This is a genomic window from Streptomyces sp. SudanB5_2050 (assembly GCF_964272335.1).
GTDB lineage: Bacteria > Actinomycetota > Actinomycetes > Streptomycetales > Streptomycetaceae > Streptomyces > Streptomyces rochei.
On record NZ_OZ186760.1, the window covers coordinates 3,143,988 to 3,156,701 of the forward strand.

At 73.2% G+C, this 12,714-nt stretch carries 9 protein-coding genes and 1 other RNA gene; 1 reads left to right on the forward strand and 9 read right to left on the reverse strand.

Features of this window, described 5'->3' with window-relative positions; all coding sequences use genetic code 11:
* Positions 1–98: 98 nt before the first annotated feature.
* From ACFZP7_RS14035 to ACFZP7_RS14065, 7 genes are all read right to left on the reverse strand, one after another.
* Positions 99–689 carry an ABATE domain-containing protein gene (locus tag ACFZP7_RS14035; RefSeq protein ID WP_031019568.1) on the reverse strand — a complete coding sequence of 197 codons (591 nt, stop codon included), beginning with the start codon at positions 687–689 and terminating at the stop codon, positions 99–101.
* A 150-nt stretch (positions 690–839) separates the two neighbouring features.
* Complete coding sequence (locus ACFZP7_RS14040) at positions 840–1,991, reverse strand: uroporphyrinogen-III synthase (RefSeq protein ID WP_019325695.1); 1,152 nt, start codon at positions 1,989–1,991, stop codon at positions 840–842.
* A gap of 95 nt (positions 1,992–2,086) precedes the next feature.
* Positions 2,087–3,448 (reverse strand): NarK/NasA family nitrate transporter, encoded by a 1,362-nt coding sequence (locus ACFZP7_RS14045; RefSeq protein ID WP_019325696.1) that lies wholly within the window; start codon positions 3,446–3,448, stop codon positions 2,087–2,089.
* A gap of 212 nt (positions 3,449–3,660) precedes the next feature.
* Positions 3,661–5,010 carry an acyltransferase gene (locus tag ACFZP7_RS14050; protein WP_385634526.1) on the reverse strand — a complete coding sequence of 450 codons (1,350 nt, stop codon included), beginning with the start codon at positions 5,008–5,010 and terminating at the stop codon, positions 3,661–3,663.
* The gene (locus ACFZP7_RS14055; protein ID WP_046251887.1) at positions 5,007–7,205 is read right to left on the reverse strand and encodes a polysaccharide deacetylase family protein; all 2,199 of its coding nucleotides are present in this window, start codon (positions 7,203–7,205) and stop codon (positions 5,007–5,009) included. Before ACFZP7_RS14055 ends, ACFZP7_RS14050 begins: the two co-directional genes overlap by 4 nt.
* A complete protein-coding gene (locus tag ACFZP7_RS14060; RefSeq protein ID WP_385634527.1) occupies positions 7,205–9,037 on the reverse strand; it encodes a hypothetical protein in 1,833 nt (610 codons plus the stop codon). Before ACFZP7_RS14060 ends, ACFZP7_RS14055 begins: the two co-directional genes overlap by 1 nt.
* A 211-nt stretch (positions 9,038–9,248) precedes the next feature.
* The gene (locus tag ACFZP7_RS14065) at positions 9,249–10,220 is read right to left on the reverse strand and encodes a LysR family transcriptional regulator (protein WP_385634528.1); all 972 of its coding nucleotides are present in this window, start codon (positions 10,218–10,220) and stop codon (positions 9,249–9,251) included.
* A gap of 83 nt (positions 10,221–10,303) precedes the next feature.
* On the opposite strand from ACFZP7_RS14065, the gene ACFZP7_RS14070 reads away from it, so the two are divergent.
* Complete coding sequence (locus tag ACFZP7_RS14070; RefSeq protein WP_385634529.1) at positions 10,304–11,593, forward strand: MFS transporter; 1,290 nt, start codon at positions 10,304–10,306, stop codon at positions 11,591–11,593.
* 96 nt (positions 11,594–11,689) lie between these two features.
* On the opposite strand, the gene ssrA is transcribed toward ACFZP7_RS14070, so the two are convergent.
* Together ssrA and smpB are read right to left on the reverse strand one after the other, a co-directional pair.
* Positions 11,690–12,089: a transfer-messenger RNA gene (gene ssrA, locus ACFZP7_RS14075) on the reverse strand.
* Between the two features lie 117 nt (positions 12,090–12,206).
* A complete protein-coding gene (smpB, locus tag ACFZP7_RS14080) occupies positions 12,207–12,686 on the reverse strand; it encodes an SsrA-binding protein SmpB (protein ID WP_019325702.1) in 480 nt (159 codons plus the stop codon).
* Between the last annotated feature and the right edge of the window lie 28 nt (positions 12,687–12,714).

Genomic DNA, 12,714 nt, shown 5'->3' on the forward strand with positions numbered 1-12,714 from the left:
GGTCGCTCGCCCATCCGGTACGGACGCGGAGCGCGCGGTGTTCAAAGCGGGGAGACAGTTTTCCCGGGGACGGTGGGCCGAAGGGGGCGTAGCCGTACTTAGCGGGCGAGCGCGGCCCTCCTGCGGTGCCGGGCGACGCGCTCCCGGTTGCCGCAGACCTCGCTGGAGCACCAGCGGCGGCGGCGCCCGCGGGAGGTGTCGACGTACACGATCGGGCAGTTGTCGCCCTCGCACTGCCGCAGACCCGCCCGTGCGACGGGGTCGGTGAGCAGTTCCACGGCGTCCCGGGCGAGGGAGCCGAGCAGCGCCGCGCACTCCGGGGGCCCGGTCAACTCCCGTACCAGCGCGCCGTCCTCGCCGCGCACCGCGCGGGGGGCGGGGGGCGCGGTCGCGGCGAGGGCGTTGACGCGGGTCAGCGCGCGGTCGTGCGCGAGGGTGTCGGCGCCCGGCAGGGCGCGGACCAACCTGGCCGTGTGGCCCCGCAGTTCGAGGAAGCGGGCCAGCCAGGAGGCGTCGGCGTGGGTCAGCGGGGTGCCGGCCGGGACGAGTCCGGAACCGGTGATCCAGGCGCGCAGCACCTCGACGGAGACGAGGCGTTCCACGGGATGGGTGGTGGCGACGAGGTCCAGGCAGATCCGCCCGGTGTCGAACCGCAGCTCGTACGGACCGGTGGCCGTCCCCAGTGCCATGTTCCTGTCACCGCCTTGGGTGGCCCGGCGGGCGGGCCGGAGAGGGGAGCGGGGGAACCGCTCCCTCTACAGTGCCTGCCCGTTCCGCCGCCCGGAACCCCTCCTACCGCCCCCGGGCGGCCGTCCGCTCCCCAAGGGCGGAACGGGCCCTCACCCGTCCGTGTACTTGGCGTCGGTCGCCGGGTCCAGGGCGAGGCGGTAGCCGCGCTTCACCACCGTCTGGATCAGCTTGGGGGCGCCCAGGGACGTGCGCAGGCGGGCCATCGCCGTCTCCACGGCGTGTTCGTCGCGGCCGGTGCCCGGCAGGGCGCGCAGCAGCTCGGCGCGGGCGACGACCCAGCCCGGCCGCCGGGACAGGGCCCGCAGCAGCGACATGCCGGCCGGCGGAACGGGCCGCAACTCCCCGTCGACCAGCGCCGCGTGACCCCGGATCTCCAGCCGGTGCCCGGCGACCGGCAGCACCCGGGCGCGGGCCGGCAGCTCCTGGCAGAGCAGTTGGACCAGGGGACCGAGCCGGAAGCGTTCGGGCTGGACCGTGTCGACGCCGTGCGCCTGGAGCGGGACCGCGGTGACCGGGCCGACGCAGGCCGGCAGCACGTCGTGGCCGAGCGCGGCGAGCAGTTCGGGCAGCATGCCGCGCTCCTCGGCGCGGGCCAGGAGGGAGGCGGCGGCGGGCGCGCTGGTGAAGGTCACCGCGTCCACGCCCCGCGAGACGGCGGCGTCCAGCAGCCGGTCCACGGGGCCCAGGTCCTCCGGCGGCAGCCACCGGTACACGGGCACGCCCACGACCTCGGCGCCGCCCGCCCGCAGCGCCTCCACGAACCCGGGCAGCGGTTCGCCGTGCAGCTGTACGGCGATCCGGCGGCCCTCCACGCCCTGCTCCAGGAGCCGGTCCAGCACCTCGGCCATGGACTCGGAGGCGGGCGACCACTCCTCGGTCAGCCCGGCGGCCCGGATCGCGCCCTTGACCTTGGGGCCGCGCGCCAGCAGCTCCACGGCGCGCAGCCGCTCCAGCAGGACGTCGCCGAGCCCCCACCCGTCGGCGGCCTCCACCCATCCCCGGAAGCCGATGGCGGTGGTGGCCACGACGACGTCCGGGGCCTGGTCGGTGATCTGCTTGGTCGCGGCCAGCAGTTCGCTGTCGTCGGCGAGCGGCACGATCCTGAGCGCCGGGGCGTGCAGGACGGCGGCACCGCGCCGCTGGAGCAGCGCGCCCAGCTCGTCGGCCCGGCGGGCGGCGGTCACGCCCACGGTGAATCCGGCGAGGGGGCCGTTCCCGGAGGGCTGCTTTTCGTCGTCCATCACACTCGTCCCGGTCGTCGTCCTGCCTGCACGGCGACCGAGCCTGTCAACCGTGCGTGACAGGCTCGGTTCCGCCTCATGTCACCAGTGTTACGTCACACCTCGGCGTAGCTGGGCCGCTCCCCGACCCGCGCCGGGTCCGCCGGGCCGTCCGGCGTCCGTACGGCCGGGCGGCGAAGGTATACCGCCCAGGTGACGGCGAAACAGACGGCGTAGTAGGCGAGGAAGGCCACGAAGGCTCCGGTGCCCGAGCCGACGGACAGGAACGACTGGCGGAAGGCGAGGTTGATGGCGACGCCGCCGAGCGCGCCGACCGCGCCGATCAGCCCCATGGAGGCGCCGGAGAGCCGCCGCCCGTACGCCACGGCCTCCTCCCCCGTCAGCCCCTCGGCGAGCGCCTTGTTCTGGAAGATGCCGGGGATCATCTTGAACGTCGAACCGTTGCCGAGGCCGCTGAGCACGAACAGCACCACGAACACGGCGACGAACAGACCGAGCGACTCCGCCATGCTGGCCGCGACGAGTGCGGCGGTGGCGGCGGCCATGGCGACGAAGTTCCACAGCGTGATCCTGGCGCCGCCGTACCGGTCGGCGAGCCTGCCGCCCAGCGGCCGGATCAGGGAACCGAGCAGCGGGCCGATGAAGGTCAGGTACGCCGCCTGGAGCGGGGTCCGCCCGAACTGGGTCTGGAGCACCTGCCCGAAGGCGAAGCTGTAGCCGATGAACGACCCGAACGTGCCGATGTACAGCAGGGCCATGATCCAGGTGTGCCCCTCCCGGACGGCGTCCTTGGCGGCCCCGGTGTCGTTCTTCACGGAGGCGAGGTTGTCCATGTAGCAGGCGGCGAGGACGGCGGCCACCACGATCAGCGGGATGTAGATGCCGAGCAGCACCCGCGGCCCGCCGCTCGCCCCGATGATCGCGAGCGCGGCCAGCTGGATCACCGGCACGCCGATGTTCCCGCCCCCCGCGTTGAGGCCGAGAGCCCAGCCCTTCTTCCTGAGCGGGAAGAAGGCGTTGATGTTGGTCATGGAGGAGGCGAAGTTGCCGCCGCCGATGCCGGCCACCATGCCGACCAGCAGGAACGTCGAGAAGGACGTGCCCGGTTCCATCACCGTGAACGCCGCCACGGTCGGCACGAGCAGCAGCCCGGCGGAGATGATCGTCCAGTTCCGCCCGCCGAAGATCGCGACCGCGAACGTGTAGGGGACCCGGACGACCGCCCCGACCAGCGTCACCACGGAGGTCAGCAGGAACTTGTCGGCCGGGGTCAGCCCGTACTCCGGCCCCATGAAGAGGACCAGCACGGACCACAGCGTCCAGACCGAGAACCCGATGTGCTCGGAGAGGACGGAGAAGTACAGGTTCCGCCGGGCGACCTTCTCCCCCGTCTCCCTCCAGAACGTCTCGTCCTCCGGATCCCAGTGCTGGATCCAGCGGCGGCCAGGGACTGTCATGACGCCTCCACGGTGCTCCACAGCTCGGTTGCACCGAACCTAGGCAGGGCGCGTTTCGTGCCTGTGGGGCTGTGGATGACCGGAAGGGAACGTTGCTCTCACCCGGCGCCCGGGCCGGGTGAGAGGCCGTCGCCGGGTGGGCGGGACCGCCGGAGGGGCAGGGCGGGCCCGGCCCGCCGGAGGGGCTGGGCGGGCCCGGCCCCTCCGGCCGGTCAGCCCCGGTGGGCGGCCCTGGCCCCGGTCCGCCCGCCCGCGGCGCGCTCGGTCCCGTTCGGCCACAGCCGCGGCCTGCGCTTGGCGGCCAGGTCCTCGACCCAGCCGACCGCGAGGACCATCAGGCCGATGAGCGGCCAGACCAGGGCGAACATCCAGATCGTGTACGCGCCGTCGAGGGCGCCGACCGCGCGTTCGCTCTGCATGAAGGGGAGCTTGTAGGCGAGGTCGATGATCGGGACCGTCGCCATGATCAGCAGGTTGTGCCAGAGGTAGATGGTGACCGCGCGGTTGTTGGAGAGGGTCACCAGCTTGTCCCACCTGGCCAGGCGGCCGGGGAGTTCCTGCCAGGACGGGGAGTACTGGAGCAGGATCACCACGAAGCCGAACGACCAGGTGGCCTGGGCCAGCGGGATGTCGTTGAGGTCCCAGCCGTCGGGTCCCAGGTGGTTCGAGGCCCACCACAGGCCGAAGGCCATCACCAGGGCCGCGCAGGACACGGAGACGTACCGCGGGATCTGCTTCAGCAGGCCCTCGTGGTGGGCGAAGCCCAGCACCCAGCAGCCGCCGTAGACCGCGAAGTCGGTGACCGCGTTGCCGGTCTCGCCGGGGATCTTCACCAGGCCGGTGCCGACGATCGCGGTCAGCCCCAGCGGGGCGAGCAGGGTCGGCCAGGGGGCCTTGCGGAACAGCCACAGGAGCAGCGGGGAGGCGATGACGAACCACAGGTAGGCGCGCAGGTACCACAGCGGGCCCGCGGCCTGCACCGCCCACGTGTCCTCCAGCAGGCCGGACTGGGAGCCGACGTGCCAGGGGTAGGGCGGGGCGCCGATCGGGACGAGGTAGTTGAACAGCCCGATCAGGCCCCAGGTGTCGCCGTGGTCCGGGTCCTCGGTCGGGTTCCAGCCGTTCGCGAACATCATCGCCAGCACGACCACCGCGAACGCCCACATCGGCGGCAGCAGCCGGCGCACCCGCCCGCGGATCACGCTCAGCGCCGGACGCTTCAGAGACCGGGCCATCAGCGAACCCGCCAGCGCGAACATCACGCCCATCGACGGGAAGAGGACCGTCAGCCAGGCCCAGCCGAACAGGTGGTAGACGACGACCCGGACCAGGGCGATGGAACGCAGCAGGTCGAGGTAGCGGTCGCGGCCCGGCTTCCGGGCGGGGGCGGCGGGAGCCGCGCCCGCCGCGGGCCCGGCCGGGGGCTCCGTGGTGCGCTGCTGCGGGACCGCGTACGGCGTCCCCGCCGCGCTCGGGTCAGCGGCGTACGGCGTGCCGTACGAGGTGCCGTACGGTGCTCCGGCCGGCTCCGGGCCCGTACCGGTCGTGTATCCGTGGGTCATGCCACGGGCCTCCGATCGTCGCCGCTCTGCGAGCGCTGCCGCGGCACGGAGCCGCCGGGCGCGCCGACGACGCCGGTGCGCCGGAGCTTCTGCCAGCGCAGGCGGCCGCCGGTGAGCGCGGTGATCCAGGACTGGAGCAGCACGACGTACATGAGCTGGCGGTAGAGGATCTGCTGCAGCGGCAGCGAGATCAGGTGGGTCATGCGTTCGCGGTCGAGGCGGAAGGCGTACGCCGCGCAGACGGCCTGGATGGCCAGGACGCCCAGCCACGCCATGATCGTCTTCTCGGTCGGGCCGAAGACGAGGCCGTAGAGCAGGAAGACGTCGATCAGCGGCGCCAGCAGCGGGGCCAGGACCATGAACAGCGAGACGAAGGGCAGGCCCACGCGGCCGAAACGGCCCGAGGGGCCCTTCTCGATCACCGCGCGGCGGTGCTTCCAGATGGCCTGCATGGTGCCGTAGGACCAGCGGTAGCGCTGGGACCACAGCTGCTGCACGGTCTCCGGGGCCTCGGTCCAGGCGCGGGCGTTCTCGGCGTAGACCACGCGCCAGCCGGCGCGGTGCAGCGCCATGGTGACGTCGGTGTCCTCGGCGAGGGTGTCGTCGCTCATGCCGCCGATGGGTTCGAGGGCGGAGCGGCGGAAGGCGCCCACGGCGCCGGGGATGGTCGGCATGCAACGCAGCACGTCGTACATCCGGCGGTCCAGGTTGAAGCCCATCACGTACTCGATGTGCTGCCAGGCGCCGATGAGGCTGTCCTTGTTGCCGACCTTCGCGTTGCCGGCCACGGCGCCGACCTTGGGGTCGCCGAAGGGCTGGACGAGTTCGCGGACGGTGGACGGTTCGAAGACCGTGTCGCCGTCCATCATGACGACGATGTCGTACCGGGCGTTCGCCAGACCCCGGTTGAGGGCGGCGGGCTTGCCCGCGTTGAGCTGGCGGATCACCCGCACGTTGGGCAGGCCCATCGCCTCGACGATGCGGGCCGTGCCGTCGGTCGAGCCGTCGTCGACGACGATGACCTCGACCGGATGGTCGCTGGCCATCAGCGAGTTGACGGTGTTCTCGATGCACTTGGCCTCGTTGTACGCCGGGACCAGCACCGTCACCGGTTCGGTCACCGGCGGGCCCCAGCGGAAGCCCTTGCGGCGCACCCGGCGGGCGTGGATGCCGGAGAGCAGCAGCATCAGCACGAACCGGCCGATGACCAGGGTGCCGATGACCGCCAGGCCCGCCACCAGGCCGTCGGTGATCTTCTCCGACGCCTGGACCAGGAAGACCCAGGCCCTGCCCTTCCACAGTTCGGCGCCGGTCACCGGGGTCATGGCGCTGGGCGCGTCCAGGGCCTCGGTGAGGTTGTCGAACTCGTAGCCCTTCTTCTGCAGATCGGGCAGGAAGCGGTCCAGCGCCGCGACGGTCTGGCTGCGGTCGCCGCCCGAGTCGTGCATCAGGACGATGGCGCCGTCGCCGTTCTTCGGCGTGGCGCGGCGGATGATCTCGTCGACGCCGGGTCGCTGCCAGTCCTCGCTGTCGGTGTTGTTGACGACGGTGATGTAGCCGCGGCTGCCGATGTACTCGGTGACGGGCCAGGACTTGTTGTCCATGGCGTCGGCGAAGGACGAGTACGGCGGGCGGAACAGCGAGGTGCGGACGCCGGCCGCCCCGGTGATCGCCAGCTGGTTCTGCGACAGCTCCCAGTCGATGCGCTTCTTGGACTGGAAGGAGAGGTCGGGGTGGTTGAAGGTGTGCAGGCCCACCTCGTGGCCCTCGTCGACCATGCGCTGCACCAGGTCCGGGTAGCGGGAGGCCATGGTGCCGGTGACGAAGAAGACGGCGTGCGCGTCGTGCTTCTTCAGCACGTCCAGCACCCTGGGCGTCCAGGTCGGGTCCGGGCCGTCGTCGAAGGTGAGGACCAGCCGGTGGTCCGGCACGCTCAGGCTCTCGGTGCGGCCGCCGCGGGCGTCGATGACCGGGCCGCCCTCCAGGATCTTCTCCGGGACTCGGTCGGTGGCGGCGGGCGGCTGGACGCGGTGGTCGGCGAGGATCTCGCTGTGCACGTATCCCCGCAGCATGAGCATGGCCGCGAGGGCGACCAGGACGAGCAGCGGAAGCAGCAGGCGCAGCGGCAGGCGGCGGCGCCGGACGCCCTCACGGGCGCTGCGCGCGGCCCCGTGACGGCGGGTGCGGGATGCCATCAGAGGGTGTTCTCCGGGGACAGGGGTGCGGGCGTGCGGGTGGTGTCGGGGCCGTCCGGTCCGGCGGCGAGGACGGGGTCGCTCGCGCCGTCGGCGTTCGTGTCGACGCCCGGGTCGGTGCCCGTGGTGGGCTCGGTGGTGGGGCCGGTCGGCTCTCCCGTGGGTTCGCCGTCACCTGTCGGGACCGATGGGTCGGGGGAGGCGGGAGGCGGTGCCTGGCTGGACTGCGAGGGCCCCGGGGCGGTCGCGGCGCCGTCGCCGCCCGGCCGGGTGCCGGCCGGGGACCGGGACGGGTCCGGGTCGGCGCTGGTGCCGGGCTGCCGGGCGTCGCCGGAGGTGCCGGGCGCGGTGGCGTCGGTGCCCGGGGCGGTGGTCACGCCGGTGCCGGCGGAGGGGCTGGTCCCCGGGGCGGCGCCGCCGGTCTCGGAGGGCAGCACCGACTGGGAGGGCAGCGGGGTGGTGTCGACCTGGCCGGCCGGCTTGCCCTCCTGCTGGCCGTCCACGGGGAGCCAGGGCGCGTTGGAGTTGCCGGACAGCAGCGTGGACACGATGACGACGGCGTAGACCGCGCAGGCGACGCCGACGGCTATGCCGAGGCGGCGGTAGAGGCGGCTGCGGCGGCCGGACGCGTCGACGAAGACCGGCCCGTCCGAGCCCTCGGGGCCCTTCGTGGCGTGCCGCGGGCCGTCGGCCCGGCGGAGCACGCCGTCACCGAGCTGGACGGCGTCGAGCTGGACCGTCACCTCGTGCGGGTCGTGGGTGTGGTCGGCGGCCTCACCGGCCGGGGCGTCCAGGCTGTCCGGGGCGTCCTGCCACGGGTCGCGCAGCGAGGCGGTGGCGGGGCCCGGCACGGACGCCGCCGGCGGGACCGACGCGGACGCGGACGCGGGGAACGCGCGGGTCCGGGACGCCGGGGGAAGTATCTCGGTGCGATCGGCGACCGGAGGCAGCACCTCGGTCCGGTCAGCGACCGGAGGCACCACGTCAGTCCGGCCTGTGACCGGCGGCAGCACCTCGGTCCGGTCAGCGACCGGAGGCACCACCTCAGTCCGGCCTGTGACCGGCGGCAGCACCTCGGTGCGATCGGCGACCGGAGGCAGCACCTCGGTCCGATCGGCGACCGAAGGCACCACGTCACTCCGGCCTGTGACCGGCGGCAGCACCTCGGTCCGGTCGGCGGCCGGGATGCCGGCGGGCCGGGGGGCCGCGTGCCTGGGGGTGGGGCCGGACGGGCCGGCGGGGCTCGGGCGGACGCCGTCGCGCTGTGCGGGCACCGGCCCCGGAGGGGCGGAGTGGGCGCCCTCACCGCGCGCGCCGGCCGGGTGCGGGCCGTTCGCGCTCGCAGACGCCGCGTACGCCTGGCGCGGGCCGCCGCTCACGCGGCTCGGGGCCGACGGTGCCGGGTGCACGCCGCCCGACGCGGAACCGGCGGGGGCCGCCCCGCCCGTGCCGGCCCCGCCCGGAGCGGTGGCCGAGGGCCGGGTGCCCCAGGTGATGCGCCCTCGGACCAGCGGGTCGCGGTCCTGGCCCGTCCGCTCCAGGCCCGCCCGCCGGCCGGGTATGTCCGTACGGTCGGCGTCGGCGTTCCCGCGCTGTTCGGGGAACCGGGTCCCGGCGACCTCCGGCGACGGCCGGGAGCCGGTCCGCGCGTCCGCCCAGGCGGGGCCCGCGCCACGACGCCCGGCGTCACCGGCGCCGCCGAACCATCCCGCGCCGGACCCGGCGGACGCCGCTGCGGTCGTCGGGTTCTCGTCGGTCACCGGGAAGGGGTGGGTCGCCGGAAGCACCTCGGTGGCGTCGGCGTCCTGACCCGCCTCCGGGAGGTCACGCATCCCGGACACAGTCTCGGTCCCCTCCGGTTGGGCGTCTTTTTGCCAATTCTTCACGCGCACGCACTTCCCCCCACGGGACAGTTCCGGGTGCGCATACGACTCCGAGCACTCGTCGGCCGAACCGGCCCCCACCAGGTTCGCGCGCCCCCTGTACCACACCGTGCTCAGGCCAAGAATGTAGCGCACGCGGAGGATGTGTGGTTGCCGCGTGTCAGTTACGGACGCACATCACAGCGGCGTCGGCGTCCGGAATCCACCCTCCCGCGGGCCGGCGGAGCCACCCGTTCTCGGCCGCGACCTGGGACGCCGCCCGGCGCAGCGCGTCGAAGGCGGGGTGCACCAGCCCCTTTCGCCAGACCAGTGAGACCGGCGACAGCGGCACCGGGTCGACGAGCGGGCGCACCACGGTCGACGCCATGGCCGGAAAACTCACCACGGCGAGCACCGGATGTCCCGCCTTGTCCATGATCCGCCGGAACTCCTCCTCCCCGACGGCCAGCGGAACGGGTGAAGCCACTTCGATGCCCCGTCCCTCGAACAGGCGGTGTGCGAGGTCGGTCCACTCCGGTGTCCGCGGATTCCCGGCGCCCGCGTACACGGTCTCGCCGGCGAGCGCGGCCAGCGGTACCTCGGGCAGCGGTGCCAGCGGGTGGTGCTCGGGGAGGACGACCGCCATGGGCTCGTAGCGGACGGGCTGGTGGTCGAGTCCGGTGCGCAGCGCCGGGGCGAGTCCCGCGAACCGGCCGAAGGAGGCGTCGACGCGTCCGGCGAGCAGTTCGCCCGCCGCGTACGTCAGACCGCTCTCGTACCGCGCCATCAGCTCGTGCCCGGGAGCCAGCTCGCGGGCCCGCTCCAGGACCAGCCGTCCGGTGACCAGCCCCGGGGAGTTGAGGTCGACCAGCAGCGGACGGGCCTGGCCGAAGGCGGCCAGCAGGTCGTCCTGCGCCTGGAGGACCCGGCGTGCGTGCGGCAGCAGCCGCTCGCCGTCGGCGGTCAGGGTCACCTGCCGGGTGGTGCGGACGAACAGCTCGGCGCCCAACTCCCGCTCCAGACGCCGTACGTCCCTGCTGAGCGCCTGCTGGGCGACGTACAGGCGGGCGGCGGCGCGGGTGAAGTGCAGTTCCTCGGCGACGGTGACGAACGCGCGCAGGAGGCGGGGGTCGAGCGGGGCGTGCGGGGGCATCGGGCGAATTTACAACGCGGGCGCGTGAATGGGTACGGAGAAGGTGTTGGACCGCGTGATCGTCCGGGGGCGACGGTGAGTGCATGCCGCATCCGACGTCCGCGCGCCCGCCCTCGCAGCAGCCCGCCCTCCTCACCGTCACCGGCGACTGCCTGGTCGCCGCCGACTTCCGCCCGCGGGCGCGGAGCCGGCCGCCCGGGCCGTACCGGCGGCTCCTGTCCACACCCGGCGCCCGGGCGTTCACGGTCGGGAACCTCCTGGCCCGGATGCCGATGGGGATGTTCAGCGTCAGCGCGGTCGTCATGATCGCCGGCACGCGCGGCTCCTACGCGCTGGCCGGCGCCGTCACCGCGACGGGACTGGCGGCGACGGCGCTCGTCGCCCCGTGGATCGCGCGGCTCGTGGACCGGCACGGCCAGGCGCGGGTGGCGGTGCCCGCCACGCTGCTCGCCGCCCTGGGCTCGCTCGCCCTGGTGCTGTGCGTCCGGTACGACGCCCCGGCCTGGACCCTCTTCGCCGCCTACGCGGCCACCGCGACGACGCCCAACACCGGCGGCATGGCCCGCGCCCGCTGGGCCCATCTGCTCGGCGGCGACTCCGCCGCCCTGCACACCGCGAACTCCTTCGAGCAGGCGGCGGACGAGCTGTGCTACATGCTCGGGCCGGTCCTGGCGGCGCTCCTGTGCACGGCGTGGTTCCCGGAGGCGGGCACGCTCGTGGGCGTGACGCTGCTGGTCGGCGGCATGCTGCTGTTCACCGCCCAGCGCTCGACCGAGCCGCCGGCCCGTCCTCGCCCGACGGCGAAGGCCCCCTTGCGCGCGCCGGGCGTTCCGCCGCTGCTGGCCGTGTGCCTGGCCACGGGCGGGGTGTTCGGTGCGATGGAGGTCGTCACGATCGCGTTCGCGGACGCACAGGGACACCGAGCGGCGGCCGGGGTCGTCCTGGCCCTGCAGGCGGCCGGTTCCTGCGCGGCGGGCCTGCTGTACGGCGCGCTCAAGCCGGCCGGTCCCGCCGAGCACCGCCTGCCGTGGTGCGTGGCCGCGATGACGGTCCTGCTGACCCTGCCCCTGCTCGCCGCCTCCCTCACCGGCTCCCTGCCGCTGCTGGCGCTGACCCTGCTGGTGGCGGGGATGGCGACGGCCCCGACGATGGTCACGACCATGACGCTGGTCCAGCACCGCACGCCGGAGGGCCGCCTCAACGAGGGCATGACCCTCGCGGTGACCGGGCTGCTCGGCGGCATCGCCTGCGGCAGTGCCACCGGCGGCTGGATGGTCGAGCACGCCTCCCCCGCGGCCGCCTACGGCATCCCGGTCACGGCGGCGGCGACGGCCCTGCTCCTCACCCTGCTGCCGTCCCGCCGGACGGTGTGAACGGGGGAGCGCCCGCGCGAAGGAGAAGCCCCCGCGCGAAAACGACGAGGGCGACACGGTCCGCGCTTTCACGCGGGCACGTGTCGCCCTCGACTCTCGTGGAGATGGCGGGAATCGAACCCGCGTCCAACGGTGCGGAACCAGGGCTTCTCCGTGTGCAGTCCGCTTCGATTTTCTCGGCCCCGGAGATCACGCGGACAAGTCTCCGACGGGCTCAGTCACTGTTTGGTTTCCCTCTTCACCCCGTGACCGGGATCAAGGTTTAGTCCCCTAGCTGATGCCAGGATCCGGGTCGGGAACAGCCCCGGGCTGACACTCCCTTAGTAGGAGGCTCGCTCTGCTACCTGAGATCAGGCAGCGAGGGCGAAGGCCTGCTGGGAGGAATCGCGCTTGGTGTTGGCGATTATTTTTTTCGGCCTGTGGTTTACGAGATCATGGCCGCTTCCTCGACACGCTTCCCCTGCTTCGACAGCCGCTGTCGAAACCGATCATCCCCATGTTGATTTTTCAAACCCTCCGAAGAGGTCCCTCCGAGGAGGACGCGCACCCGCTGTGAGGTGCAGGTGCCATCGTACGGGAACAACGCGCACCCGTGCCAGCCTATTCCCGGCGCTCAGGCCCGCTGCTTGCGCCGGATCGCCGAGATCGTCCGCTCCGCCTCGCGCCGGTCCTGCTTCTCGCGCAGGGTCTGCCGCTTGTCGTACTCCTTCTTGCCGCGCGCCAGCGCGATCTCGACCTTGGCCCGGCCGTCCTTGAAGTACAGCGAGAGCGGCACGATGGTGTGACCGGTCTCCTGGGACTTCGACTCCAGCTTGTCGATCTCCACGCGGTGCAGCAGCAGCTTCCGCTTGCGGCGGGCGCTGTGGTTGGTCCAGGTGCCCTGGCTGTACTCGGGCACGTGCACGTTGTGCAGCCACGCCTCGTGCCCGTCCAGCTGCACGAAGCCGTCGACCAGCGATGCCCGCCCCTGGCGCAGTGACTTCACCTCGGTCCCGGACAGGACCAGTCCCGCCTCGTAGGTGTCGAGGATCTGGTAGTCGTGCCGCGCCTTCTTGTTCTGCGCGATCAGCTTGCGCCCTTTTTCCTTAGCCATAGTGCGGTCCATTTTGGCACTACGGAGG

Bases quoted from the DNA above. Each gene is read 5' to 3' on its own strand.
- ACFZP7_RS14035 (WP_031019568.1), bottom strand. From the start codon at position 689: ATGGCACTGGGGACGGCCACCGGTCCGTACGAGCTGCGGTTCGACACC.
- ACFZP7_RS14040 (WP_019325695.1), bottom strand. From the start codon at position 1,991: ATGGACGACGAAAAGCAGCCCTCCGGGAACGGCCCCCTCGCCGGATTC.
- ACFZP7_RS14045 (WP_019325696.1), bottom strand. From the start codon at position 3,448: ATGACAGTCCCTGGCCGCCGCTGGATCCAGCACTGGGATCCGGAGGAC.
- ACFZP7_RS14050 (WP_385634526.1), bottom strand. From the start codon at position 5,010: ATGACCCACGGATACACGACCGGTACGGGCCCGGAGCCGGCCGGAGCA.
- ACFZP7_RS14055 (WP_046251887.1), bottom strand. From the start codon at position 7,205: ATGGCATCCCGCACCCGCCGTCACGGGGCCGCGCGCAGCGCCCGTGAG.
- ACFZP7_RS14060 (WP_385634527.1), bottom strand. From the start codon at position 9,037: ATGCGTGACCTCCCGGAGGCGGGTCAGGACGCCGACGCCACCGAGGTG.
- ACFZP7_RS14065 (WP_385634528.1), bottom strand. From the start codon at position 10,220: ATGCCCCCGCACGCCCCGCTCGACCCCCGCCTCCTGCGCGCGTTCGTC.
- ACFZP7_RS14070 (WP_385634529.1), top strand. From the start codon at position 10,304: ATGCCGCATCCGACGTCCGCGCGCCCGCCCTCGCAGCAGCCCGCCCTC.
- smpB (WP_019325702.1), bottom strand. From the start codon at position 12,686: ATGGCTAAGGAAAAAGGGCGCAAGCTGATCGCGCAGAACAAGAAGGCG.